The 24,924-nt window shown below is 71.1% G+C and carries 28 protein-coding genes; 10 read left to right on the forward strand and 18 right to left on the reverse strand.

The features are described 5' to 3' along the window. The first annotated feature begins 34 nt into the window (after positions 1-34). Together E4191_RS02520 and der are read left to right on the forward strand one after the other, a co-directional pair. Positions 35-1,360, forward strand: coding sequence for an outer membrane protein assembly factor BamB family protein (locus tag E4191_RS02520; protein WP_407947039.1), 1,326 nt, complete (start codon positions 35-37; stop codon positions 1,358-1,360). Continuing rightward, positions 1,357-2,841, forward strand: a complete 1,485-nt coding sequence (der, locus tag E4191_RS02525) for a ribosome biogenesis GTPase Der (RefSeq protein WP_135312014.1) — start codon at positions 1,357-1,359, stop codon at positions 2,839-2,841. Before E4191_RS02520 ends, der begins: the two co-directional genes overlap by 4 nt. Before the next feature lie 83 nt (positions 2,842-2,924). Here der and E4191_RS02530 read toward each other — a convergent pair whose 3' ends face one another. From E4191_RS02530 to E4191_RS02540, 3 genes are read right to left on the reverse strand one after another with little or no spacing between them, the layout of a single operon-like run. After that, a complete protein-coding gene (locus E4191_RS02530; RefSeq protein ID WP_135312015.1) occupies positions 2,925-3,659 on the reverse strand; it encodes a hypothetical protein in 735 nt (244 codons plus the stop codon). A gap of 52 nt (positions 3,660-3,711) precedes the next feature. Beyond that, positions 3,712-5,004, reverse strand: coding sequence for a serine--tRNA ligase (gene serS, locus E4191_RS02535; RefSeq protein WP_135312016.1), 1,293 nt, complete (start codon positions 5,002-5,004; stop codon positions 3,712-3,714). 36 nt (positions 5,005-5,040) lie between these two features. After that, on the reverse strand, positions 5,041-5,448 hold the full coding sequence (locus E4191_RS02540) for a thioredoxin family protein (RefSeq protein ID WP_228461489.1): 408 nt from the start codon (positions 5,446-5,448) through the stop codon (positions 5,041-5,043). 157 nt (positions 5,449-5,605) lie between these two features. On the opposite strand from E4191_RS02540, the gene meaB reads away from it, so the two are divergent. The 5 genes from meaB to E4191_RS02565 all read left to right on the forward strand — a co-directional run bounded on the left by meaB (position 5,606) and on the right by E4191_RS02565 (position 9,115). Beyond that, positions 5,606-6,661, forward strand: a complete 1,056-nt coding sequence (meaB, locus tag E4191_RS02545) for a methylmalonyl Co-A mutase-associated GTPase MeaB (RefSeq protein WP_135312017.1) — start codon at positions 5,606-5,608, stop codon at positions 6,659-6,661. Next, complete coding sequence (locus E4191_RS02550; protein ID WP_135312018.1) at positions 6,654-7,718, forward strand: bifunctional transcriptional activator/DNA repair enzyme AdaA; 1,065 nt, start codon at positions 6,654-6,656, stop codon at positions 7,716-7,718. The genes meaB and E4191_RS02550 overlap by 8 nt, the downstream gene beginning before the upstream one ends. Positions 7,719-7,841: 123 nt before the next feature. Then, on the forward strand, positions 7,842-8,138 hold the full coding sequence (gene rpmB, locus E4191_RS02555) for a 50S ribosomal protein L28 (protein ID WP_135312019.1): 297 nt from the start codon (positions 7,842-7,844) through the stop codon (positions 8,136-8,138). Positions 8,139-8,270: 132 nt separating this feature from the next. Further along, a complete protein-coding gene (locus E4191_RS02560) occupies positions 8,271-8,609 on the forward strand; it encodes a hypothetical protein (protein ID WP_135312020.1) in 339 nt (112 codons plus the stop codon). 32 nt (positions 8,610-8,641) lie between these two features. Further along, on the forward strand, positions 8,642-9,115 hold the full coding sequence (locus E4191_RS02565; protein WP_135312021.1) for a copper chaperone PCu(A)C: 474 nt from the start codon (positions 8,642-8,644) through the stop codon (positions 9,113-9,115). Positions 9,116-9,154: 39 nt separating this feature from the next. Here E4191_RS02565 and E4191_RS02570 read toward each other — a convergent pair whose 3' ends face one another. The 3 genes from E4191_RS02570 to E4191_RS02580 are packed head-to-tail and all read right to left on the reverse strand — an operon-like array spanning position 9,155 to position 12,495. After that, the gene (locus tag E4191_RS02570; RefSeq protein WP_135312022.1) at positions 9,155-9,805 is read right to left on the reverse strand and encodes an arylesterase; all 651 of its coding nucleotides are present in this window, start codon (positions 9,803-9,805) and stop codon (positions 9,155-9,157) included. Further along, entirely contained in the window at positions 9,802-12,207 is a 2,406-nt protein-coding gene (locus E4191_RS02575) for a heavy metal translocating P-type ATPase (RefSeq protein WP_135312023.1), read from the reverse strand. The genes E4191_RS02570 and E4191_RS02575 overlap by 4 nt, the downstream gene beginning before the upstream one ends. A gap of 39 nt (positions 12,208-12,246) precedes the next feature. Then, positions 12,247-12,495, reverse strand: a complete 249-nt coding sequence (locus tag E4191_RS02580) for a hypothetical protein (RefSeq protein ID WP_139615462.1) — start codon at positions 12,493-12,495, stop codon at positions 12,247-12,249. A gap of 139 nt (positions 12,496-12,634) precedes the next feature. On the opposite strand from E4191_RS02580, the gene E4191_RS02585 reads away from it, so the two are divergent. Together E4191_RS02585 and mnmH are read left to right on the forward strand one after the other, a co-directional pair. Further along, on the forward strand, positions 12,635-13,213 hold the full coding sequence (locus E4191_RS02585; protein ID WP_135312024.1) for a L,D-transpeptidase: 579 nt from the start codon (positions 12,635-12,637) through the stop codon (positions 13,211-13,213). A gap of 2 nt (positions 13,214-13,215) precedes the next feature. Continuing rightward, on the forward strand, positions 13,216-14,268 hold the full coding sequence (gene mnmH / locus E4191_RS02590; protein WP_135312025.1) for a tRNA 2-selenouridine(34) synthase MnmH: 1,053 nt from the start codon (positions 13,216-13,218) through the stop codon (positions 14,266-14,268). A 69-nt stretch (positions 14,269-14,337) separates the two neighbouring features. Here mnmH and E4191_RS02595 read toward each other — a convergent pair whose 3' ends face one another. From E4191_RS02595 to E4191_RS02635, 10 genes are all read right to left on the reverse strand, one after another. Then, a complete protein-coding gene (locus tag E4191_RS02595) occupies positions 14,338-15,141 on the reverse strand; it encodes a purine-nucleoside phosphorylase (protein WP_135312026.1) in 804 nt (267 codons plus the stop codon). Further along, positions 15,125-16,153 (reverse strand): ABC transporter permease, encoded by a 1,029-nt coding sequence (locus E4191_RS02600; protein ID WP_135312027.1) that lies wholly within the window; start codon positions 16,151-16,153, stop codon positions 15,125-15,127. The genes E4191_RS02595 and E4191_RS02600 overlap by 17 nt, the downstream gene beginning before the upstream one ends. After that, a complete protein-coding gene (locus E4191_RS02605) occupies positions 16,150-17,256 on the reverse strand; it encodes an ABC transporter permease (protein WP_135312028.1) in 1,107 nt (368 codons plus the stop codon). Before E4191_RS02605 ends, E4191_RS02600 begins: the two co-directional genes overlap by 4 nt. Further along, positions 17,256-18,905: an ABC transporter ATP-binding protein gene (locus E4191_RS02610; protein ID WP_228461491.1), complete on the reverse strand. Its 1,650-nt coding sequence runs from the start codon at positions 18,903-18,905 to the stop codon at positions 17,256-17,258. Before E4191_RS02610 ends, E4191_RS02605 begins: the two co-directional genes overlap by 1 nt. Continuing rightward, a complete protein-coding gene (locus tag E4191_RS02615) occupies positions 18,905-19,894 on the reverse strand; it encodes a BMP family lipoprotein (RefSeq protein WP_135312029.1) in 990 nt (329 codons plus the stop codon). The genes E4191_RS02610 and E4191_RS02615 overlap by 1 nt, the downstream gene beginning before the upstream one ends. Before the next feature lie 80 nt (positions 19,895-19,974). Next, positions 19,975-20,145, reverse strand: a complete 171-nt coding sequence (locus E4191_RS24800; RefSeq protein ID WP_407947040.1) for a GNAT family protein — start codon at positions 20,143-20,145, stop codon at positions 19,975-19,977. Positions 20,146-20,174: 29 nt separating this feature from the next. Further along, positions 20,175-20,456 (reverse strand): hypothetical protein, encoded by a 282-nt coding sequence (locus tag E4191_RS24805; protein WP_407947041.1) that lies wholly within the window; start codon positions 20,454-20,456, stop codon positions 20,175-20,177. After that, positions 20,453-21,058 carry a tRNA (adenosine(37)-N6)-threonylcarbamoyltransferase complex dimerization subunit type 1 TsaB gene (gene tsaB, locus E4191_RS02625; protein ID WP_135312030.1) on the reverse strand — a complete coding sequence of 202 codons (606 nt, stop codon included), beginning with the start codon at positions 21,056-21,058 and terminating at the stop codon, positions 20,453-20,455. Before tsaB ends, E4191_RS24805 begins: the two co-directional genes overlap by 4 nt. Then, positions 21,051-21,614, reverse strand: a complete 564-nt coding sequence (locus tag E4191_RS02630) for a NifU family protein (RefSeq protein ID WP_135312031.1) — start codon at positions 21,612-21,614, stop codon at positions 21,051-21,053. The genes tsaB and E4191_RS02630 overlap by 8 nt, the downstream gene beginning before the upstream one ends. 63 nt (positions 21,615-21,677) lie before the next feature. Then, positions 21,678-22,133 carry a universal stress protein gene (locus E4191_RS02635; protein ID WP_135312032.1) on the reverse strand — a complete coding sequence of 152 codons (456 nt, stop codon included), beginning with the start codon at positions 22,131-22,133 and terminating at the stop codon, positions 21,678-21,680. 167 nt (positions 22,134-22,300) lie between these two features. Here E4191_RS02635 and E4191_RS02640 point away from each other — a divergent pair, with 167 nt between their 5' ends. Beyond that, positions 22,301-23,110 (forward strand): sugar transferase, encoded by an 810-nt coding sequence (locus E4191_RS02640; protein WP_135312033.1) that lies wholly within the window; start codon positions 22,301-22,303, stop codon positions 23,108-23,110. Here E4191_RS02640 and truA read toward each other — a convergent pair. Both truA and E4191_RS02650 read right to left on the reverse strand, forming a co-directional pair. Further along, on the reverse strand, positions 23,107-23,880 hold the full coding sequence (gene truA / locus E4191_RS02645; RefSeq protein WP_135312034.1) for a tRNA pseudouridine(38-40) synthase TruA: 774 nt from the start codon (positions 23,878-23,880) through the stop codon (positions 23,107-23,109). The two genes, E4191_RS02640 and truA, sit on opposite strands and share 4 nt — an antisense overlap. Beyond that, positions 23,880-24,878: a 5-bromo-4-chloroindolyl phosphate hydrolysis family protein gene (locus E4191_RS02650; RefSeq protein WP_135312035.1), complete on the reverse strand. Its 999-nt coding sequence runs from the start codon at positions 24,876-24,878 to the stop codon at positions 23,880-23,882. Before E4191_RS02650 ends, truA begins: the two co-directional genes overlap by 1 nt. Between the last annotated feature and the right edge of the window lie 46 nt (positions 24,879-24,924).

A 24,924-nucleotide genomic window follows, 5' to 3' on the forward strand; every position in this document is an offset into this window, starting at 1 on the left:
GGACGGAAAAGACTGCACGAGGAGAGAGGCCGGGATGACCGCCATGCTGCGACTGACCTTGGCGATGTCCGCCGCATTGGGGCTTGCCGCCTGCGGCGACCGTGACGTCATCCTGCCCGGAGAGCGGTTGGACCCGCTGGCCGTGACCTCGCCCGACGGGCCCGCCGTCGACGGCCCGCCGGGCATCACCGGCACGGCCCTGTCGCTGGCGGCCCCCGTCGCCAATGCCGAATGGACCCATCGCGGCGGCAATGCCGCCCACGACCCCGGCCATCTGGCCCTGGGCTCGGTCGGCGCGCGCCTGTGGTCGGCGCCCATCGGGCAGGGCGACAGCCGCCGCCACCGCATCACCGCCGATCCGGTCGTGGCGGCCGGGCGGGTCTTCACGCTGGACAGCCGCGCCCGCGTGACCGCCACCGCGCTGAACGGCGGCCGCGCCTGGTCCACCGACATCACCCCGCCGCTGGAGGATCCCGACAGCGCCTCGGGCGGCGGGCTGGCCTATGAGGGCGGGCGCCTCTACGCCACCACCGGCTTCGGAGAGCTGGTCGCGATGGACGCGGCCTCGGGCGCGGTGCTGTGGCGCCAGCGCGTCGAGGCCTCGATCAGCGGCGGGCCCGCGGTTCAGGACGGCGTCGTCTATGTCGCGGCCCGCAATGCCGTGGGCTGGGCCGTGCGCGCCGCCGACGGTCGGGTGCTGTGGCAGACCTCGGGGACGCCCTCGGGCTCGGGCGTGATGGGCGTGTCGGTGCCCGCCGTGCAGGGGGGGACGGTGGTCTTCCCCTTCTCGTCGGGGCAGGTGCTGGCCGTCGACCGCGACACCGGCCTGTCCGACTGGAGCGCGCAGATCGCGGGCACCCGGCCGGGTCGGTCCATCGCGGTGATCCGCGACGTGACCGGCGATCCGGTGATCTCGGGCGGGCGCGTCTATGCGGGCACGTCGTCGGGACGCATCGACGCGGTCGACCTGGCCACCGGCCTGCAGGACTGGACCGCACAGGAAGGGGCCGCCAGCCCCGTCGTCGTGGCGGGCGGATCGGTCTTCGCGGTGAACGACCAGGCGCAGCTGGTGCGGATGGATGCCGCCACCGGCGGGGTCGTCTGGCGCCAGCCCTTGCCCTATTACACCACCGACCGCGTGCGGCGTCAGGATGCGGTCCATGCGCATTACGGACCCGTGCTGGCGGGGGGGAGGTTGCACATCGCCTCCAGCGATGGCATGTTGCGCAGCTTCGATCCCGCCTCCGGCGCGCTGGTCGGTCAGGCGCAGATTCCCGGTGGGGCTGCCTCGGCCCCCGCGGTTGCCGGTCAAACCCTTTACGTCGTTGCCCGCAACGGCCAGTTGCATGCGTATAGATGACCTTCACACTCGCCATCGTCGGACGGCCCAATGTCGGCAAGTCCACCCTGTTCAACCGTCTCGTCGGCAAGAAGCTTGCGCTGGTCGATGACCAGCCCGGGGTGACCCGCGACCTGCGCGAAGGCGCGGGGCGCCTTGGCGACCTGCGATTCATCGTGATCGACAGCGCCGGCCTGGAGATGGCCGAGGATGACAGCCTGCAGGGCCGCATGCGCCGCCTGACCGAGCGTGCGGTCGACGAGGCCGACATCTGCCTGTTCGTGGTGGATGCCCGCCTCGGCATCACCGCCGCCGACGAATATTTCGCCGAGATCCTGCGCCGCCGCGCCAAGCATGTCATCGTCGCCGCCAACAAGTCCGAGGGCCGCGCCGGCGAGGCGGGCGCGATGGAGGCCTATGCCCTGGGTCTGGGCGAGCCCCTGCGCATCTCGGCCGAGCATGGCGAGGGGATGGATGATCTCTACCGCGTGCTGATGCCCTTGGCCGACCAGATCGAGGCCGACCGGCCCGCCCCCATCGAGGCGGTGACCGACCTGGACATCTCGGAGGCCGAGGCCGAATCGGGAGAGGGGGCCGAGGACTGGCGCCCGACCGAGGCGCGGCCCCTGCAGCTGGCCGTGATCGGGCGCCCGAATGCGGGCAAGTCGACGCTGATCAACAAGATCCTGGGGCAGGACCGGTTGCTGACCGGCCCCGAAGCCGGGATCACCCGCGATTCGATCAGCGTGACGACCGAGTTCATGGGCACGCATATGCGGATCTTCGACACGGCCGGCATGCGCAAGCGCGCCCGCGTGACCGAGAAGCTGGAGAAGCTGTCGGTGGCCGACGGCCTGCGCGCCGTGCGCTTCGCCGAGGTGGTCGTGGTCCTGCTGGATGTCGAGATCCCCTTCGAGACGCAGGACCTGCGCATCGCCGATTTCGCCGAGACCGAAGGCCGCGCCGTCGTCATCGCGGTGAACAAGTGGGACACCGAGGACGACAAGTCCCACAAGCTGAACGAGATGCGCGCCAGCTTCGAGAAGCTTTTGCCGCAGCTTCGCGGTGCGCCGCTGGTGACCGTCTCGGCCAAGACCGGCAAGGGTCTGGACCGCCTGCACAACGCCGTCATCAAGGCGCATGAGGTCTGGAATCGCCGCGTGCCGACCGCGCGGCTGAACCAGTGGCTGGGCGCGATGACCGAAAGCCATCCGCCCCCGGCCCCCGGTGGTCGGCGGATCCGCCTGCGCTACATGACGCAGGTGAAGACGCGGCCCCCCGCCTTCATCGTCAAGTCGACGCATACGGACCAGATCCCGACCAGCTATCAGCGCTATCTGATCAACGGGCTGCGGGCCGATTTCGACATGCCGGGCACGCCGATCCGGCTGTTCTTCCGCGACCAGGGCGGCGAGAACCCGTTCAAGGCCAAGGCCACCAAGATCGTGCAGTCGGGCGCGCTGTCCAAGCACAAGAACCGCCAGAAGCCCAAGGGCAGCTGATCGGTCGGCAGGAAAGGGGGGCTGTCCGCCCCCCGTCCGGCAAGCGCCGGACTCCCCCCGAGGATACTTCGGCCAAGATGAAATCAGCTGGCGGCGCGGACCAGCACGGCGGCCATGGCCGAGATGCCCAGGATGGCCGCCAGCGCGATCATCGGGTCGCTGCCCATCGTGGTGACGGTCAGCGCGCAGAAGGCCCAGATGAGGGCTGCGGAATAGCCGATGCTGGGGCCGATCCAGATCTGCGCCGCCATGCCCACGGCCGCGCCGGGCAGGATCGCCAGCGCCGAGATGGCCTGCAGGGGCAGCCCGAAGCGGTCCGAGATGAGCCCCGCCAGCGCCGCCGAGGTCATCGCCGTGGCCCAGCCCGCCAGGAAGCCCACCGCCGGGCGATGCCGGCCCGCCGCGCGCCGGGCGCCGACCGTGGCGCAGATCGCGCTGATGGCGGTGGCGGCGGTCAGCAGCAGCGGCCGGTCCAGCATCAGGGGCCAGGCGGCGGCGCAGAGCATCGCGGTCGTCGTCAGCGGCCAGACGCGGGGACGTCCAGCCCGCGACAGCGGCTCGTCGGAGGGGTCCAGCCACTGGCCCACCGCATCCAGCAGCACCATCATCCAGACCGTGACCAGCAGCGCCCACATCAGCGGGTTGCCGGGGTTGAGGTAGATCTGCGGGATGGACAGCACGACGCTTGGCAGGGCGGGGCCGATCAGCGGGTCGCTTGGGGCCACCAGCGGGTCGGCGCCGCCATAGGCATAAGCGATCCCGGCGATCACGAAGATCACCGAGGCCGAAATCTGCAGGAGGGTGCCGAGCCGTGTCATGCAGGCCAACGCGCGCCGGCAGAGGCAGTTTCCCGGCTCGCGCAATCCTGTATCAGGCCAGGTCACCCTGCGCCGTCAGCCGCGACGCGCCCCGCAGGTAGGGATGGAGCACCTGCGGCAGCTGGACCGAGCCGTCGGCCTGCTGGCCGTTCTCCAGCACCGCGATCAGGGCGCGGCCCACGGCCAGGCCCGATCCGTTCAGCGTATGGACGAAATCGGGCTTGCCGCCGCCCTCGGGGCGATAGCGGGCATTCATGCGCCGGGCCTGGAAATCGCCGCAATAGCTGACGCTGCTGATCTCGCGATAGCGGTTCTGGCCGGGCAGCCAGACCTCCATGTCATGGGTGATCCGGGCGCCGAAGCCCATGTCGCCGGTGCACAAGACCAGCGTGCGATAGGGCAGCTCCAGCGCCTCGAGCACCGCCTCGGCGCAGCGGGTCATGCGATCGTGTTCGGCAAGTCCTGTCTCGGCATCGGTGATCGACACCATCTCGACCTTCTCGAACTGGTGCTGGCGCAGCATGCCGGTGGTGTCGCGGCCCGCGCTGCCCGCCTCGGAGCGGAAGCACTGGCTGTGGGCGACCATGCGGCGGGGCAGGGTCGCGTGATCGACCAGATCGCCATGCACGGTGTTGGTCAGCGTCACCTCGGAGGTGGGGACCAGCCACCAGCCCTCGCGGGTCTGATAGCTGTCCTCGCCGAACTTGGGCAGCTGGCCGGTGCCCAGCATCATCTCCTCCAGGACGAGGACGGGGGTCCAGGTCTCCTGCAGGCCGTGCTGGTCCACATGCAGGTCCAGCATGAACTGCGCCAGCGCGCGGTGGATGCGGGCGACGGCGCCCTTGAGGACCACGAAGCGGCTGCCCGACAGTTTCGTGCCCAGTTCGAAATCCATGCCGGGAACGACGCCCGCGATCTGGAAATGCTCGACCGGGGTGAAATCGGTCGTGGCCGGCGTGCCCCACCGGCGCAGCTCGACATTGTCGTTTTCGTCGCGGCCCTCGGGGACGTGGTCCAGCGGCAGGTTCGGGACACCCAGCAGCAGGTCGCGCAGCTGGCCGTCCAGATCGGCGGCCTCGGCCTGCATCCGGGCGATGTCCGCGCGGGACTGGGCCAGCAGCATGCGCAGGCGGTCGAACTCGGCCTCGTCGCCGCGCGCCTTGGCGGCACCCACGTCCTTGCTGGCGCGGTTCTGTTCGGCCTGCGCGGTCTCGGCCGCCTGGATGCGGGCGCGGCGGGCCTCGTCCAGCGATAGGATCTGCGCGGCCAGCCCGGTCAGGCCGCGGCGGGCCAGCGCGGCCTCGAAGGCGTCGGGATTGTCACGGATCGCACGGATGTCATGCATGGCGGCACCTTCACGGCAAATTGCGGTGCCGCCTGCCTAGCGCACCGCGTCCGCCGACAAAAGCCCGGCACGCGCCATCATCGCCGTCAGAACCGGATAAAAATGCGCCTGCCCGACATAGCCCTCGACCCGGCCCATTTCGGTGCCCATGGACAGCAGGATGAAGCTGGGGGTGATGCGCGGGCGGCGATCCAGCGCCAGACCGTCGGGATAGGGGCCGTCCACCTCGACCTGAAACAACGGCGCGGCGCGGCCCGCGACGGAGGCCGCATATCCCGGGCCGATCTCGGCCTGCCAGCGGCGGCAGTAATGGCAGCTGTCCGACCCGACCATCATCATCTGCCACGGATGCGCCCGCCAGTCCGGGGATGCCCCCGCCGCCCGGGCCAGGCCGGGCAGGGCCAGCGCTGACAAGAGGACCATGCGGCGGGACAGGGCGGGCATGGGCGGGGATCCTTGTCGCGGGGGGATGGGCCAAATCTAGGCGGCGGCCTGGCGGGGCACAAGGCCCGGGGCCTTGCGGGGATTGCCGCCCGCGCGGCGCTGGTCCACTCTGGCGAAAGGATGGACATGCCGGGGCGATGATGACGGGTTGCGACTGATGGACGATCTGCTGGCAGGCCTGACCGGGGGCGACCGCCGCGCCCTGTCGCGGGCGATCACGCTGGTCGAATCGACCCGCCCCGACCACCGCGCCCGGGCCGAGGCGCTGATCGCGGCGCTGCCCGACCGGCAGGCGCTGCGGATCGGCCTGTCGGGCACGCCGGGGGTGGGCAAGTCGACCTTCATCGAGTCCTTCGGGATGCGCCTGACCGACCAGGGCCTGCGCGTCGCGGTGCTGGCGGTGGACCCGTCCTCGGCCCGTTCGGGCGGCTCGATCCTGGGCGACAAGACGCGGATGGACTTGTTGTCGCGCAATCCCCGCGCCTTCATCCGGCCCAGCCCCTCCAGCGCGCATCTGGGCGGCGTCGCGCGGCGCACGCGCGAGGCGATCCGGCTGTGCGAGGCCGCGGGCCATGACATCGTGCTGATCGAGACGGTGGGGGTGGGCCAGTCCGAGACGCTGGTGGCGCAGATGTCGGACCTGTTCGTGCTGCTGCTGGCGCCCGCGGGCGGCGACGAGCTGCAGGGCGTGAAACGCGGCATCATGGAGATGGCCGACCTGATCCTGGTGAACAAGGCTGATGGCGACCTTCTGTCCACCGCGCGGCGCACGGTGGCCGATTACGCGGGTGCCCTGCGGCTGCTGCGCAAGCGCGTGCAGGACCCCGAGGGCTTTCCCAAGGCGCTGCCCGTCTCGGCCACGACCGGGGCGGGGCTGGACGAGGCGTGGGCGCAGATGCAGGCGTTGGCCGCATGGAGGCGCGATCAGGGCCATCTGGACCGCATCCGCGCGGGGCAGGCGCAGGACTGGTTCCTGTCGGAGCTGCGCCAGGGCCTGCTGGCGCAGCTGCAGACCCCCGCCGCCCGCCGCCGCATCGCGGATCTGGGCGGGCGCGTGGCCGAGGGCGCGGTGCCGCCAAGCGTGGCGGCGCGGCAGATGCTGGACTGGCTGGCCCATCCCAGGGACTCTTCGGATGTCCCGCCCGATTTGGCACCCCAGGGGCCACGCGAATCGGTCAGGGTGGACGGGACAGGAGGCTCCGGCGATGCGTGATCTGACCGACCATGACCAACTTTATGCGGCCCTGCTGGCGCGCGACCCGGCTTATGACGGGGTGGCGCTGGTGGGCGTCACCTCGACCGGGATCTTCTGCCGGCTGACATGCCCGGCCAGAAAGCCGCGCCCCGAGAACTGCCGCTGGTTCGGGACGGCCGCGCAGGCGGCCGCCGCCGGGTTCCGCCCCTGCCTGCGCTGCCACCCCGGGGACGGGGTGCCGCCCCTGGTCGCGCAGCTGACCGCCGCCCTAGCCGCACGTCCGGGCCATCGCTGGTCCGAGGGCGATCTGGCGGCCTTGGGGCACGACCCCTCGACCGTGCGGCGGGTGTTTCGCCAGCATCTGGGGCAAAGCTTCCTGCAGATGGCGCGGGCGGCGCGGCTGCGGCAGGGGATGGCCGCCCTGACACGGGGGGATGCGATGATCGAGGCGCAGCTGGAGGCGGGATTCGATTCGGCCTCGGGGTTCCGGGGGGCCTTCGCACGGCTCTTCGGGCATCCGCCGCATCTGATGCGGGGGGCGTCCGATCTGCGCGCCGACTGGATCGAGACGCCGCTTGGCGGGATGATCGCGATCGCGGACGACGCGGCGCTGCACCTGCTGGAATTCACCGACCGCAAGGCGCTGCCGCAGGGGCTGCGGCGGCTGTCGGCGCGGGCGGGCGGGCGCATCGGGCTGGGCCGGACCGCCGTCACCGACCGGACCGAGGCCGCGCTGCAGGCCTTCTTCGCGGGGCGCGAGGGGCGGCTGGACCTGCCGCTGCATCTGCACGGCACGCCCTTCCAGATGCGCGTCTGGCAGGAATTGCAGGCGATTTCCGCCGGACAGACCCGCAGCTATGGCCAACTGGCCTCGGCCATTGGCCGCCCCACGGCGGTCCGCGCGGTGGCGGCGGCCAATGGCGCGAACCGGCTGGCGCTGGTCGTGCCCTGCCACCGGGTGATCGGCACCGACGGCACGATGACCGGATATGCGGGCGGGCTGTGGCGCAAGGAACGGCTGATCGCGCTGGAACGGGCCTATGGCGCGGCCCCGGAATTGCCCCATGAGGCTTGACGCGGCCGTCCCGGCGCTGTAACCACCCGCGAACGGAATTCCGGGCGCTGCCTCGCGGCGCCCTTTCACATTGGGTCGACCCGGATCGGGAAAACCCGCATAGCCGAGACGAAGGAACACACCATGTCGCGCGTCTGCGAACTGACCGGCAAAGGCCCGATGAGCGGTAACAATGTCAGCCATGCCAACAACAGGACCCGTCGCCGGTTCCTGCCCAACCTGAACGAGGTCACGCTGCTGTCCGAGAAACTGGGCCGTGGCTACTCGCTCAAGATCTCGGCTGCCGCGCTGCGCTCGGTCGATCACCGGGGCGGCCTGGATGCGTTCCTGGCGAAAGCCAAGGATGCCGAGCTGTCGGACCGCGCGATGAAGATCAAGCGCGACCTGGTTAAGGCTGCCGCGGCGACCGCCGAGGCCTGATCCGGCGCCCGTCCAATCCTGCAGGGCCCTGCCGATCCGGCGGGGCTTTTGCATGTGGTCCGTGCGGGGCCTGCCCGCGCTGCGACCGATTGGCTGCTGACCCTGCCGCGCCCCCGGGCTAGATTGCCGCTCATGATCCGACCCTTGCCCCTGATCCTGATCCTTGTCGTGATGCTGACCAGCATCGGGCTGGGGGCTGCGCGGGGCACGGTGCGGTCGGGCGAGCAGATCGTGCTGTGCACCGGGCATGGCATCGTCACCATCGACCTCCCCGGCGACCAGGGCCGCCGCACCCATCTGTGCCCTGACATGGCCCTGTCGCTGCTGGCGGCCATCGGTCCCGCCGACGTGGCGCTGCCCCTGCGGGTGGGCCATGCCCGGGACGTGCGGCCCGACCGGGGCGCGGGGCAGGGGTCCGAAAGGCTGGGGCCGGTGCGGGTCCGGGATCCGCCGGGGGCGGGCTTCGCCTGACCCTTCCCCGAACGACCACCCAAGGACCCGACATGAAAACCCTGACCCTAGCCGCGATCGCGGCCCTTTTGCCCGTGGCCGCGCTGGCCCATGACGGCATGCACATCAACGACGCCTATGTCCGCAGCACCAACCCCCAGGTGGGCGCGGTCTTCCTGCAGCTGGAAAATCACCGGCAGGTGCCCTGCACCCTGCACTCGGTGACCACCGAGGCCGCCGAGCGGGCCGAGCTGCACACCCATCTGGAAGAGGATGGCGTGATGAAGATGGGCCGGATCGACGGTGGCATTCCCGTCGAGCCCGGGCAGACCCATGATCTGGCGCGCGGGGGCGATCACATCATGCTGCTGGGCCTGACCGATCCCCTGACCGATGGCGACAGCCTGACCCTGACCCTGGATTTCGGCGATTGCGGCACCGAAGAGGCTGAGGCCGTCGTCGACAACCAGCGCTCCCCCGAGGATGCGGCAGCGGCCTCGGAGGCCGACCCGCACGCCGGTCACTGACAGTCCGGGGGCGGTCCCGCGCGGGGCCGCCCTACCGCACTACCCGACCCGCGCGACCAGTTCGGCCGCGACCGGGCCCAGATGATTTACGATCAGTTCGACGCCCGCCGCCGAGGGGTGAACCCCGTCGCGCAGCAGCAACGGCCCCCGGTCGTCCGGGGCCACGGCGGCCAGCGGCGCATAAAGATCGGCCAGCAGCAGCGTATCGTGGCGCGCCGCCAGACGCGGCCAGATCTCGGCCCAGCCCCGTCGCCAGGCGGGATCGCCCCCCGGCGCATGGATCCCCACCAGCAGCACCGGCCGCCCGCCCGCGCCCGCCGTGGTCAGGATCGCGTCCAGGTTCGCCTCGCCAGCCGCGGGCTGCCAGCCGCGCAGCATGTCGTTGCCGCCCAGCTCGACGATGACCGCATCGGGCCGGTGGCGGCGCATCGAGAACTCGATGCGCACCCGCCCGCCCGTGGTCGTGTCGCCCGACAGCCCCCCGTCGATCAGCTGCGCGGGTCGCCCGGCGGCGGCCAGCCAGTCTGAGAGCTGCGGCACCAGCCCCTCGGCCCGGCCCAGCCCGTAGCCCGCCGTCAGGCTGTCCCCAAAGCACAGGATGCGGGGCAGCGCGGCCGGCTGCGCCCAGCCCGGCCGGGCCAGGGGCAGGGCGGCGGTCAGGGCCAGAAGACGGCGTCGGGTCAGGGTCATGCGGCTCTCCTCAGGCGCAGGGCATTGCCCACCACGAAGACCGAGGACAGCGCCATCGCCCCCGCCCCCAGCATCGGCGACAGCTGCGGCCCGCCGAAGGGCACCAGCACCCCCATGGCCACCGGGATCAGCGCGACATTGTAGGCGAAGGCCCAGAACAGGTTCTGGCGGATGTTGCGCATCACCGCCCGCGACAGCCGGATGGCGCGCACGACGCCGGTGGGATCGCCCGACATCAGCACCGCATCCGCCGATTCGATGGCGATGTCGGTGCCGGTCCCGATGGCGATGCCGGTCTCGGCGGCGGCCAGGGCGGGGGCATCGTTGATGCCGTCGCCCACGAAGACGCTGCCCGGCCCCATCGCGCGGATCGCGACCAGCTTGTCCTCGGGCGACAGGCCCGCCTCGACCCGGCCGATCCCAAGCCGCGCACCCACGGCCCGCGCCGTGGCGGGCAGGTCGCCCGACAGCATCACGGTCTGCAATCCCATCGCCTGCAGGGCGGCGATGGCCTTCACCGATTCGGGGCGCTCGGGATCGGCCAGCGCGAAGCTGGCGACATGGGTGCCATCCACGGCCAGATGCACCGGCGTCGCGCCTTCGGAGGCCGCCTGGTCCGCCCGGGCCATCAGAGCCGGGACCGGGGCGATGCCCGCGGCCTCCAGCGCGGCACGGTTGCCGATGCGCAGGGCCTGCCCCTCGACCCGGGCCGACAGGCCAAGGCCCGGCGCGGCGGTCACCTCGTCCGCCGGGGGCAGGTCCAGGCCCTGCGCCTCGGCCAGGATGGCGGCGGCCAGGGGATGCTCGGACCGCGCCTCGGCGGCGGCGGTCAGGCGCAGGGCTTGGTCGCCGGCGATCCCTGCGGTCCAGATCGCGGTGACGCGGGGCCGCCCCTGCGTCAGCGTGCCGGTCTTGTCGAAGCCCACGATGCGGGCCGAGGCCAGCTTCTGCAGCGCGTCGCCGCGCCGGAACAGCACGCCCAGCTGCGCGCCCCGCCCGCTGCCGACCATGATCGAGACCGGCACCGCCAGCCCCATGGCGCAGGGGCAGGCGATGATCAGGACCGAGACCGCCGCCACGACCGCATGGCCCAGATCGGGGCCGAAGCCCAGCCACAGCGCGAAGGTCAGCAGGGCCAGCGCCATGACCACGGGCACGAAGACCCGCGTCACCCGGTCGACCAGCGCCTGCACCGGCAGCCGCGCGGCCTGCGCCTCCTCGACCAGCGCCACGATGCGCGACAGGACCGTGTCCGACCCGGTCGCGGTGACGCGATAGGTCAGCGCGGACAGGCCGTTGACCGTGCCCCCGGTCACCGCATCGCCCGGCACCTTGGCGGCGGGTACCGGTTCGCCGGTCAGCATGGATTCGTCGATCGGCCCCGAGCCTTCGGTCAGGATGCCGTCCAGCGCCACGCGCTCCCCGGGGGCCAGCCGGACCAGATCGCCGGGGCGCAAGTCGGCCACGGCGACCTTGACGGGCCGGCCGTCACGCAGCGCGGTCGCCTCGTCCGGGGTCAGGGCCACCAGCGCGCGGATCGCGGCGCCCGCCTGACCCTTGGCGCGGGCCTCCAGCCAGCGTCCGGTCAGGATCAGCGTGACGATGACCGCCGCCGCCTCGAACCAGACCTGCCGCGAGGCTTCGGGCACCAGCTGCGGCGCCAGCGTCACCACACTCGAGAAGGCGAAGGCGGTTCCGGCGCCAAGTGCGACCAGGCTGTTCATCTCGGGCGCGCCGCGCAGCAGCGCCGGGATGCCGGTGGTGAAGAACCGCCGCCCCGGCCCGGCCAGCACCGCCAGAACCAAGACCATCTGCGCCAGCCACAGCGCCTGCATCGGCACCAGCCCGTGCAGCCAGTGGTGGACGGCGGGGACCAGATGGCCGCCCATCTCGACCGCGAAGACGGGCAGGGTCAGCAGGGCGGCGGTCAGCACCGCCCGGCGCAGCGCGGGAACCTCGTCCGGCGGCGGGGCGGCGGGGCCGTCCTGCATCACGACCGCCGGATAGCCCAGATCGGTGACGATCCGCGCCAGCGCCTGCGGGGTCAGGCCGGGGGCATGGGTCACCCGGGCCCGGTGGGTGGCCAGGTTCACCTGCGCCTCCGCCACGTCGGGGCGCGCCGACAGCGCCCGCCCCACCCGGCCGGAACACGAGGCGCAGCTCATCCCCTCGATGCTCAGCCGGGTGACGGGCAGGGTGGCGGGATAGCCCGCATCGGCCAGCGCCGCCTGCACCTGGGGCAGGGTGGCGCCGTCCAGGGTCACGCGGGCCTGTTTCGTGACGGGATTGACCGAGATCTCGCCAAGGCCCGGCAGGGCGGTCAGCGCACGGGTGACGCGGGCGGCACAGGCGCCGCAGCTGATGTCGGGGATGGGCAGGTCAAGACGGGTCGCAGGGGTCATGTCGATTTCCACTGAGGATGCGGGTCGGGCGCAGATCCTTCAGGGACGCGGGGGCGCTTGCGGGCGCAGGGGGGCCATATCGGGCAGGTCGCGGCGGCTTGGGGCCGCAAGATGTCCGTCCCGGTCGGGCCGGGGCCGGGGCACGGGCCGCGCCAGCCGGGGACGGGCGGTCATGTGACAGCGGCAGGCCCGGTCGCCCCGGCCCCGGCAGCGATGCGCCAGGCGGGCCGCCGCGCGCCGGGCGGGTTGGCAGGCCTCGGGGGCGGGACGGGCATGGGGGCAGCTCATGGAGGGGAAGATGTGGCCGCGATGCCCGCTGGTCAAGCCCGCCGGGTCCCGAATGGCCCCGCAACAGCGTCGTGAGTTGCGGGCGGGGGCGGTTTGGCTGTATCCGGGGAGCCAACGACAACCGGACGAGGACCCCGCCATGAACCGTCGTCAGATCATCTCCCTGGCCGCCCTGCTGGCCGCCGCCCCGGCGCTGGCGATGGCGCAGGCCGCTCCCGCAGCCCCGGCCGCCGCCGCGGTTCCCGCGGTCGATCCCTATGCGCCGGTCGAGGTCGCCATCCGCAACGATTTCGAGGTCGGCAGCATCGTCGTCGTCAGCCGCGACTTTTTCCTGTATCACGTGACGGCGCCGGGTCGGGCGGTGCGCTATGGCGTGGCCGTGGGCACGGCCGAGCTGGTCTGGAAGGGCAAGGCCACCATCGGGCGCAAGGTCGAATGGCCCAGCTGGCGCCCCACCAACGACATGATCGAGCGCAACCCCGACGCCTATCAGCAATATGCCGACGGCATGCCGGGCGGGCCGCAGAACCCCCTGGGGGCCCGCGCGCTGTACCTGTATGACGATCGCGGCAACGACACCGCGATCCGCATCCACGGCACGACGCAGCCCGGCTCGATCGGCCAGGCCGTGTCGAACGGCTGCCTCAGGATGCGCAACGAGGCGGTGATCAGCCTCTTCGACCAGGTGCCACTCGGCACGCCCGTCTACGTCTTCTGACCTTGACGCTGCGACTGGCCGGCCTGTCGGACCCCGCGCTGGCGGGGTTCGACCAGATCATCGACGTGCGTGCCCCCGCCGAATTTGCCGAGGATCACCTGCCGGGCGCGATCAACCTGCCCGTGCTGGATGACGAGGAACGCGCCCGCGTGGGCACGATCTACAAGCAGGTCTCTCCGTTCGACGCGCGCAAGATCGGCGCGGCGCTGGTCGCGGTCAATTCGGCCCGCCACATCACCGGCACGCTGATGGACCGGGGGGGCGCGTGGCGTCCCTTGGTCTATTGCTGGCGGGGCGGGCAGAGATCGGGCAGCTTCGCCACGATCCTTGGCCAGATCGGCTGGCGCGTGGGCCGGATCGAGGGCGGCTACAAGGCCTGGCGCGCGCTGGTGGTCGAACGGGTGCAGAACGGCCCGGTGCCGTCGCCGGTGGTGGTGCTGGACGGCAATACCGGCAGCGCCAAGACCGCGATCCTGCAGCGGCTGGCCGCGCGGGGGCATCAGGTGATCGACCTGGAGGGGCTGGCCAACCATCGCGGCAGCCTGTTCGGTGCCATGCCCGGCGGCCAGCCCAGCCAGAAGATGTTCGAGGGGCGCCTGGCCCTGGCGATGGAGAGGCTGGACCCCGCCCGCCCGGTGCTGGTCGAGGCCGAGAGCAGCCGCATCGGCGTGGTCAACGTGCCCAAGGCGATGTGGCAGGCGATCTGCGCCGCGCCGCGCCTGCAGATGCAGGTGCCGGTCGAGGCCCGCGCCGCCTTCACCGCCGCCAGCTATGGCGACATGGTCGAGGATCCCGCCCGCGTGGCCGGCATCCTGGACCTGCTGGCGCCCCTGCATCCCGCCGAGCGGCTGGAGGACTGGCGCGCGATGCTGGCCCGGCAGGATTGGCAGGCCCTGTCCGAGGGGCTGCTGCGCCATCATTACGACCCGCGCTATCAGCGTCACCGGATGCGCCACGAGGACGGGCGCGGCGGGACCGTCGCGATCGCGACGCTGGCCGATCTGGACGCGGCGACAGGCGCCGTCGAGGACGGGCTGCGGCGCTTGGGCGGCTGAGGGCTGTGCCTGTGGCGCGCGCCGATGCCTCCGGCGGGGATCTTTTCGGACCGCCGCAGGGGCGGGTCTTCAGGCGGCGTCGCGCAGGAAGCGGCGCAGCACGCGTTCCAGCTTGGCCGCGCCCAGGGGGGCCATGGCCTTGGTGTGGTCGTGGCTGATCGCCTCGTCCGAGAGGCCCGCGCCCATGTTCGTGACGACCGAGATGGCTGCCGTCCGCAGGCCCAGGAAGCGCGACAGGATGATCTCGGGGACCGTCGACATGCCGACCGCGTTGGCGCCCAGGATGCGGGCGGCGCGGATCTCGGCCGGGGTCTCGAAGCTGGGGCCCGAGAACCAGCAATAGACGCCCTCGGGCAGATCCACCCCCTCGGCCTGCGCCGCAGCCGACAGGGCCGCGCGCATCCGGGCGTCATGGGCGTCGGTCATCGGCACGAAGCGCGCGTCGGTGGCCTCTCCGATCAGGGGGTTGGTGCCCGCGAAGGCGATGTGGTCGTTGAGCAGCATCAGCCCGCCGGTGGGAATGTCGGCGCGCAGCGAGCCCGCCGCATTGGTCAGGATCAGTTTTTCGCAGCCAAGCGCGGCCAGGGTCTCCAGCGGCAGGCGCATCGCATCCGCCCGGCCCCGTTCGTAGTAATGCGACCGGCCCCCGAAGACCGCGACGCGCCTGCCCTCCAGCTGGCCGATGACCAGCTGCGGGACATGGCCCGAGACGCCCGCATGGGGAAAGCCCGGCAGGTCATCGTAGGGGATCGCCACGCCCTGAACCTGCGCCGCCAGATGGCCCAAGCCCGAGCCGAGGATCAGGCCATAGTCCGGGGCCTGGTCTCCTGCGCGCTCGCGGATCAGCGCGGCCAGATCAGCGCTCCTTGACATAGGGCTCTCCTCCGGCGCGGGGGGGGATGGCGCGGCCCACGAAGCCCGCCAGGATGATCACCGTCAGGATGTAGGGCAGCGCGTTCATGAACATCGACGGCACCACGACGACTCCCAGATCCAGATTGGGATAGAGGTTGGCTATCGCCTCGAGAAGGCCGAAGAGGAAGGTCGCGAACAGGGCCTGCCAAGGCCGCCACTTGGCGAAGATCAGCGCGGCCAGCGCGATGAAGCCGCGGCCCGCCGTCATCTCCTTGACGAAACCCGCCGAGAGGCCGGTGGCCAGATAGGCGCCCGCGATGCCGCAGAGGATGCCCGCGATGGCCACCGCCGTGTAGCGCAGCCGCGTGACCGAGATCCCCGCCGTGTCGACCGAGGCCGGGTTTTCGCCCACCGCCCGCAGCCGCAGCCCGAAGCGCGTGCGATAGAGCACCAACCAGGTGATCGGCACCATCGCGAAGGCCACATAGACCAGGATCGTCTGGCCCGAGATCAGGCCCGAATAGATCGGCCCCAGCAGGGGCACGTCGCGTAGGGCTTCGGCGCCGGGCAGGGTGATGGGGCCGAACCGGCCCGCGCCGGTCAGGGCGGGCGTGCGGCCGCCCAAGCCGAAGGCGTTCTGCCCGATCAGCACCGTCAGCCCCGAGGCCAGGAAGTTGATCGCCACGCCCGAGATCAGCTGGTTGCCCATGAAGGTGATCGAGGCCAGCCCGTGGATCAGCGACAGCGCCAGCGACCCGCCGATGCCCGCCGCCAGCCCCAGCCAGGCGCTGCCGGTGATGTAGGCGACCGAGGCGGCGGTGAAGGCCGCCATCAGCATCTTGCCCTCCAGCCCGATGTCGAAAACGCCGGCGCGTTCGGAATAAAGCCCCGCCAGACAGGCCAGCAGCAGCGGCGTCATCAGGCGCAGCGCGCTGCCGATGCCCTGCTGGGCGGCGGCGCCGTCGGCCAGCGCCCAGACCACGCAGATCCCCAGCACCAGGATCGCGATCAGCGATTCGCGGATGTTCATTTCACCGCCCCCCGGCTGGTGCGGCGCATGGTCAGGAACAGCCGCTCCAGCGGCATGCGGACCATGTTGTCCAGCGCCCCGGTGAAGAGGATCACAAGCGCCTGGATGACGATGATCAGCTCGCGCGGGATTGAGGTCCACAGGGCCAGCTCTCCGCCGCCCTGATAGAGGAACCCGAAGAGCAACGCCGCCAGCAGGATGCCAAGCGGGTGGTTGCGGCCCATCAGGGCCACCGCGATGCCGATGAAGCCCGCGCCCTCGACCGCGTTCAGGACCAGACGTTCCGCCTCGCCCATGACGTTGTTGATGGCCATCATGCCCGCCAGCCCGCCCGAGATAAGCATGGCGATGACGGTGATCCAGACCGGGTTGATGCCGGCATAGACGGCGCCGGGTTCGGACCGGCCCAGCACGCGGATCTGATAGCCAAGCCGCGTGCGCCAGATCAGCACCCAGATCAGGAAGCAGGCCGCCAGCGCCACCAGGAAGGTCACGTTGACGGGCGAGTTGCGGCCCCAGTCAAAGCCCATCGCGGCGGCGATGTCGGTCAGGGCGGGCAGGTTGGTCGCCTCGGGGAAGCGGGCCGAGGCCGGGTCCATGCTGCCCACCGGGCGCAGCTGGTTGACCAGCACATAATTCAGCAGGGCGGCGGCGATGAAGTTGAACATGATCGTCGTGATCACGATATGGCTGCCGCGCTTGGCCTGCAGGAAGGCGGGCAGGAAGGCCCAGGCCGCCCCGAAGGCCGCGGCCCCCACCATCGCCACCGGCAGGGCGATCGCCCAATGCGGCAGCGGCAGGTACAGAAGGACCAGCGCGACGCCCAGGCCCCCCATCGCTGCCTGCCCCTCGCCGCCGATGTTGAAGAGGCTCGCGTGATAGGCGACCATCACGGCCAGCCCGGTGAAGACGAAATTCGTCGCGTAATACAGCGTGAACCCCCAGCCATAGCTGGACCCCAAGGCGCCTTCGACCATCGTGGTCAGCGCCATCCACGGGCTTTCCCCGATGGCCAGGATCACCAGCGCCGAGATCCCCATGGCGAGGATCAGAGAGATCAGCGGCGTCAGGATCACGTCGGCCCATTTCGGCATCTTGTCCATCAGGCGCGTCCTCGTGGCAGTTCGTCGACATGGGCGACCTCGGGCGGAATGCCGGCCTCCGCAGGGATATGGTCGGTGTCGGTGACGCCCGCCATCAGCAGGCCCAGTTCGCCCGTTGTGGTCTGGCCGGGCAGGCGCTCGCCCATGATGCGGCCGTCGAACATCACCGCCACGCGGTCGGACAGGGCCAGGATCTCGTCCAGCTCGACCGAGACCAGAAGGATCGCCTTGCCCGCGTCGCGGAGCGCGACGATCTGCTTGTGAATGAACTCGATCGCGCCGATATCCACGCCGCGCGTGGGCTGGCCGATCAGCAGCAGGTCGGGATTGCGCTCGATCTCGCGCGCCACCACGATCTTCTGCTGGTTCCCGCCCGAGAAGTTGCGCGCCGCCAGGTGGCAGTCGCGGGGGCGCACGTCGAACCGCTCCATCTTGGCCTGCGCGTCGCGGCGGATGGCGTCGTTGTCCATCAGCCAGCCCTTGTTGAACTCGGGCGCGTCATGCCAGCCGAAGGCCACGTTCTCCCATGCGGTGAAATCCATGATCAGCCCCTCGACCTGACGGTCCTCAGGGATGTGGCCGATGCCGTCGCGGCGGCGCTGTCCGGCGTCGCAGCCCGCGCCCGACAGGGGCAGGGGGGTGCCGTTCATCCGGGCACTGCCGCCGATCCGGGCGCCCTTCTCAGGGTATCCGCCCAGGATCTCCAGCAGCTGCGTCTGGCCGTTGCCGCTGACGCCCGCGATGCCCAGGATCTCTCCGGCGCGGATGTCCAGGCTGATGCCGCGCAGGCGCTCGACGCCCTCGGCATCGCGCATGGTCAGGTCGCGGACCTCCAGCACCGGGGCCTGGGGCCGCGCCGGGGTCTTGTCCACGTTCAGCAGGACCTTGCGGCCCACCATCAGTTCGGCCAGCTGCTCGGGGCTGGTCTCGGACGTCTTGACCGAGGCCACCATCTCGCCGCGGCGCATGACCGAGACGTTGTCGGTGATCTCCATGATCTCGCGCAGCTTGTGGGTGATCAGGATGATCGTCTTGCCCTCGGCCTTCAGCCCTTCCAGGATGCGGAACAGGTGGTCGGCCTCGGCGGGGGTCAGCACGCCCGTGGGCTCGTCCAGGATCAGGATGTCGGCCTGGCGGTACAGCGCCTTGAGGATCTCGACCCGCTGCTGGTGGCCCACGGACAGGTTCTCGACCGTCTCGTCGGGATCGACGCTCAGCTGATAGTCGGCGGCCAGCTGCTTCAGCACGCCGCGCGCCTTGGACAGCGACGGGCGCAGCAGGGCGCCGTCCTCGACCCCCAGGATGACGTTTTCCAGGACGGTGAAGTTCTGCACCAGCTTGAAATGCTGGAAGACCATGCCGATGCCCGCGCGGATCGCGGTCTGGCTGTCGGCGATGGTGACGGGCGTGCCGCCCACCAGGATCTCGCCCGCATCGGGCTTGTAGAATCCGTACAGGATCGACATCAGCGTCGACTTGCCCGCGCCGTTCTCGCCGATGACGCCGTGGATGGTGCCGCGCGGCACGGTCAGGTTGATGTCGCGGTTCGCCTGAACCGCGCCGAAGGCCTTCGAGATGCCGCGCAGCTCGATGGCAGCGGGGGCGGCCGCAGCGGACCGCCCCCCCATCGCATCGCCTGCAGCCGTCATCAGGACGCCGGGCAGGCGTTGTCGGTCATGTAGTCATGGACCGCGATCTCGCCCGACGAGATGCCCGCCTTGGCCTCGTCCACGGCGGCCTGCATCTCGGCCGTCACCAGGTCGGCGTTGGACTCGTCCACCGCCACATCCACGCCGGCGGCGGCCAGGTCCATGACCCGGATGCCCGGCTCCAGATCAGCGCCCGCCACGAAGGCCTCATAGACGGCATTGTCCACGCGCTTGACCATCGAGGTCAGCACCTGCCCCGGATGCAGCGCGTTCTGGTTGCTGTCCACGCCGATGGACAGGATGCCCTCGTCCGCCGCGGTCTGCAGGATGCCGATGCCGGTGCCGCCCGCCGCGGCATAGATCACGTCGGCGCCCTGCGAGATCTGGGCGCGCGTCAGCTCTCCGCCGCGCACCGGGTCGTTCCAGGCGGCGGGGGTCGTGCCGGTATAGTTGATCAGTACGCTGCCCTCGGGCTGGACCGACTTGAAGCCTTGGGCGAAGCCGCATTCGAACTTGTGGATCAGCGGGATGTCCATGCCGCCGATGAAGCCGACGGTGCCGGATTCCGAGGCCATGCCGGCCATGATCCCGGCCAGATAGCTGCCCTGCTCCTCGGTGAAGACGACCGACTGCACGTTCGGCGCCTCGACCACCATGTCGATGATCGCGAACTTCGTGTCCGGATAGTCGCCCGCCACCTGCGTCAGCACGTCGCCGAAGGCGAAGCCGGTCATGACGATCGGGTTCGATCCCGATTCCGCCAGACGGCGCAGGGCCTGCTCGCGCTGCGCCTCGGACTGCATCTCCAGCTCGCGATAGGTGCCGCCGGTCTCCTCGACCCACCGGGCGGCGCCCATGTAGGCGGCCTCGTTGAAGGACTTGTCGAACTTGCCGCCCAGATCATAGATCAGGGCCGGATCGGCCAGGGCCGCGCCCGCCGTCAGACCGGTCAGGGCCGCACCCGCCAGAAGCGATTTCATCAGGGACATCAAGGAACCTCATCCTGTTTTTCACGGGCGATTCAACGGGCCCGTCGATGGCCCGATTAGGGCGCATCGGTCGGGGTCGGTCAACCGCCTTCTTGGGTGGCACGCAGCGTCAGGCGCATCACGATCGCATCCGTCGCAGGCCCGTAATATCGCCGCCGCGTCCCGGCTTCCACCCAGCCCGTGACGGAATAGAGCCGGCGCGCCGCAAGGTTGTCCGCCGCGACCTCCAGAAAGGCAGTCGCCGCGCCCATGGCCTGTGCCCTGCCTGCGAAGAAGGCAATCAGCCGCCGCCCCGTGCCCCCCGCCGCGCCTCGGGCGCGACCGCGATGGTCAGCAGTTCAGCCTCGTCCGCGACCGCGCGGCCCAGCAGGAAGCCCTGCGGTTCGGTCAGCAGGAAACTGCCGGGCAGGGCGATGAGACTTTCGAATTCCGCCGCCGACCAGGGCCGGGGCAGGGTGAAGCAGCGCGCATGCAGCAGCGCCAGCGCCTGCGGGTCGAAGGACGCCCGCGGGTCGTCCCCGATCCCCGGGCCGGCGGGGGTGCCTGCCAGGCCGCCCGTCACGGCAGGATGACCGGAGGCGCCTCGCGGGCGGGGGCGGCATCCGCCGCGCGCAGGTATTGCGGTGCCGGGCGCGGCTGCGGGCTGTCCGAGCGCAGGGCGGCCAGGCGCGCCACGCCCTCGGCGATCCCCACCACCGGCGCCGCCGGTGCGGGGCCGGGCGGCAGCGCATCGGCGGCAGCCTGCTGCGGGCGGCTTTCGGCCGGGGCCTTGGGGTCGTCGGCCGTGAAATCCTGCCAGATCACCTCGCCGCGGCGGCCGGGGATCACCACGCGGCAGGGCCGGACCTGCCCGAAGGCCAGCGCCTCGGGGGCGCCCACGCCGATGGCCGGGATGCGCAGCGCCACCGCCAGGCCGCGGGCCGCCGCCACCCCGACCCGGATGCCGGTGAAGTTTCCGGGGCCGGTGCCCACCCCGATCACGTCCAGATCGCGCCAGCCCAGACCGGCCTCGACCAGCAGTTCCTCCAGCATCGGCATCAGCCGTTCGGCCTGGCCCTTGGCCATGTCCTCGTGGCGCGCGGCGACCAGCGCCCCGCCCTGCAACAAAGCGGCCGCGCAATGCGCGGCCGATGTATCGAAGCCCAGAACGATCAGATCAGGCAACGGGCCGGACCTCGACCACCTCGGGGATGTAATGGCGCAGCAGGTTCTCGATCCCCATCTTCAGCGTCAGGGTCGACGAGGGGCAGCCCGCGCAGGCGCCCTGCATGTGCAGGTAGACGATGCCCCGGTCGAAGCCGTGGAAGGTGATGTCGCCGCCATCCTGCGCCACGGCGGGCCGCACGCGGGTGTCCAGCAGCTCCTTGATCTGGCCCACGATCTCGGCATCCGGGCCCGCCTCATGGGCGGCATGTCCGGCGCTTTCGGGGGCCGCGCCCTCGATGGCCGGGGCGCCCGACTGGAAATGCTCCATGATCGCGCCCAGCACCGACGGCTTGAGATGGTCCCAGGCTGCCGCATCGGCCTTGGTCACGGTCACGAAGTCGCGGCCCAGGAAGACCCCGGTCACGCCCTCGACGGCGAAGATGCGCCGCGCCAGGGGCGACGAGGCCCCGGTGTCGGGCGAGGGGAAATCGGCGGTGCCGCTGCCCAGCACCGATTCACCGGGCAGGAATTTCAGCGTCGCGGGGTTCGGCGTCGTCTCGGTCTGGATGAACATGGGGGCGCTCCTTTGATCCCTGATATGGCTATCGGGGCCTCTCGGGTCAACCCGCGGGGGGCCTCAGGTGATCGCTTCCAGCCGGTCCTTGGACAGGTCCCCCGGGACCAGCGTGATCGCGCAGGGCAGGCTGGCCGGATCGCGCATCAGCCGGGTCAGAACCGGGTTGGTGCTGCTTTTGTCGGCAGACAGGCCCAGCACCACGACGCCGATCTCGCCGTCCTCGGTGATCTGCGCCAGAAGCGCCTCGGCGGTGTCGCCCTCGCGGATGACCAGCTCGGGCTCGATCTTGGGGCGCGAGCGCATCCACTTGGCGAAGACCTCGAAATGCGCCTCGATCCGCTCGCGCGCCTCGGCTCGCATCACGTCCGCCACGCCGAAGCCATGCTGGATTTCCTCGGTCGGGATGACCGACAGGATCACCACCGCGCCCTGCGACTTCGCCGCCCGCATCGCGGCGAAGCGCATTGCGTTCAGGCATTCCCGGCTGTCGTCCAGAAGGACCAGAAATTTCCGCATGCTGTCGGCGCCGCCCCCATCGTCCTGTCCCCGGACAGTGGCCGATGTGCCATGCCCGCGCAAGGGAGTGCGCGCCTTTCCGCCGGGGCGGTTTCCAATCCGCCCAAGCTGTGCTAGCGCCAGAAAGGCCCAGAGGGCCAAGGAAAGACGCAAGGCGGGCAGGAGTCGTGACGATCCACCATGATTGGGACAATACGGATGCGACGCAGCTGCGGGCGCTGACCTCGCCCAAGATGGCGTGGTTCATCGGCGAGGCCACGGCCCCCGGCGTCAATCCCATGCCCCGGTCCAAGCGCGCCTTCGACATCGTCCTGGCTTTGCTGCTGCTGATGCCCCTGTCGCTGGTGATGCTGGCCGTGGCGGGCGCGCTGCTGATCCTGCAGGGACGCCCGATCTTCTATGCGGCGCACCGGATGCGCGGGCCGAACCAGCCCTTCACGCAGTGGAAGTTCCGCACCATGCTGTTCGAGCAGGACGACTTCGGCGCGACCGGCGCGCACAAGCACTGGCGCATCACGCCGATGGGTCGCTTCCTGCGCCGCTCGCGCATCGACGAGCTGCCGCAGCTGTTCAACATCCTCTTCGGCGACATGAGCTTTGTGGGCCCCCGCCCGCCGCTGCGCGAATATGTCGAACGCTTTCCCGCCGTCTACGGGCAGGTGCTGCATTCGCGCCCCGGCGTCACCGGCCTCGCCACGCTGATCTATCACCGCCACGAGGATCGGATCCTCGCGCGCTGCAAGTCCGCCGCCGCGACCGAGGCCGCCTATTACCGCCGCTGCCTGCCCGCCAAGCTCAAGATCGACCTGATCTATCAGCGCCATCGCAGCATGCGGCTGGACCTGTGGATCCTGTGGAGCACGCTCAAGATCGTGATCTCGCGCCGCGACGAACGTCCGCGCCGCCGCCGGGGCGCGCAGACCTACCTGCCCGTCGGCCCCTCGCCGCGCGCCCGCAAGACGCCCACTACACGCTAGGCAAACGGGTCGCGCGGATAGCCGACCCCGGTCAGGTACAGCCCCTGCGGGGGGCAGACCGGGCCGCAGGCCGCGCGGTTCCGTGCCGCCAGCGCCTCGGCCACCCGCGCGGGCGGCCATGATCCCGCGCCCACCCGTTCCAGCGTGCCCACGATCGATCGGACCTGATTGTGCAGAAAGGACCGCGCGCGCAGCGAGAACCGGTATTCCGTCCCCTGCGGGACCTCGGCCGTCTCGATCCCGATCTCGTCCAGCGACTTGACCGGGCTGCTGGCTTGGCACAGCGAGGACCGGAAGGTGGTGAAATCGTGCCGCCCGATCAGATGGGCCGCGCCGGCGCGCATCGCGTCCACGTCCAGCGGGTTCAGCACCTGCCAGACCCGGCCCTTCAGATGCGTCACCGGCGCCCGCCGCGCCACCAGCCGGAACAGATAGCGCCGCTCCTGCGCCGAGAAGCGGGCGTGGAAGTCGTCTTCGACCCGCGCCGCCTGCAGGATCGCCACGGGGGCGGGCTTCAGGTGCCAGTTCAGCGCCTCGGACAGGCGGAACGGATCCCAGTCCCGGTCCAGATCGGCATGGGCCACCTGTCCCGTCGCATGCACGCCCGCATCGGTGCGCCCGGCGGCGGCGATGCGGCGCCCGGCAAAGCCCGGATCCAGCCGCGCCAGGGCCGTTTCCAGCGCGCCCTGCACCGAGGGCTGATCGGCCTGCGCCTGCCATCCGGCGAAGGGGGCGCCGTCATATTCGACCTGCAGGGCAAAGCGCGGCATCAGTCGCGCGGCACCTTGGGCGCGGGGACGGGCATGCGCAGCAGCTCGTCCAGCGTCTGCGCCTCCTGGCTCTGCAGGGCGGGGCGATCCTCGGGCGAGACGCGGGTCGCGGCGCCGGTCAGCCCCTCGCGGGCCAGCCGGTCGCGCAGCACCGACATCTCGATGTCCAGCGCATCGCGGTCGCCGTCCAGCAGCCGGTCGGCCCGGGCGATGAAGTCGCGCTCCAGATCGTCCAGGAAGGTCTCGTAATCGGCGCGGGCGCGCTGGTCGCGGGTCTGGGCGTAAAGATCGGCAAAGCGGATCGTCGCGTCCCGGGCGCCCATCAGATAGACCCCCAGATAGCGGCGCGCCGAACTCAGCCCGCCGGGATTGTCGCGCACCCGGTCGAAGAGGTGCCGGACGCTGGCGTCGAACACGGCCACCCGCGCCTCCAGCCGCCGGTCGCCGCTGCGCGCGATGGCCTCGCGCATCTGCGCCAGATGCCCCTCGGCCTCGTCGATCATCGTCTCGGCGCGGCCCTGCTGGAAGCTGTCCACATCCCCGCGGCCCTTGTCGCGCCAGGGATCCAGCCCGAACGACAGTTGGTGCAGCGCCAGCCCCGCCGCGCCGATCATGCCGGCCTCGGCCCAGACCCCCGGCTCGGCGGCGCCCAGCCCGATGCCCAGGGCCGCCATGACCCCGCCGAACAGCTTCCTTGGGATGGCCGGGCGCTTGGCCACGCGGCGGGCCTGATAGGCGGCCTGCGCCACCAGGCCCTCGCGGGTCATGTACATGCCGCTGGCCACCAGCCCGAAGGCCGCCAGATCGGTGACCATGCCGGTCGCGCCCTGGAAGAACGCCCCCAGCAGGAAGGGCGAGGCCGCCAGCGTGATCCATTTCGGCCGCCCCTCATGCGGGTGGCGCGGCGTCGGCGGCAGGGCCGCGCGCGGCGGACCATCGGGCAGGTTGTTCTTCAGCAGGCTGTCGGGCGAGAACCGCCCCGTGATGCGCTTTCCCATGATGCCCTCAGCCCGCGCCCGCCAGCGAGGCGTACAGCGTCAGCAT

The sequence above is a fragment of the Paracoccus liaowanqingii genome (genome assembly GCF_004683865.2).
Classification (GTDB): Bacteria; Pseudomonadota; Alphaproteobacteria; order Rhodobacterales; family Rhodobacteraceae; genus Paracoccus; species Paracoccus liaowanqingii.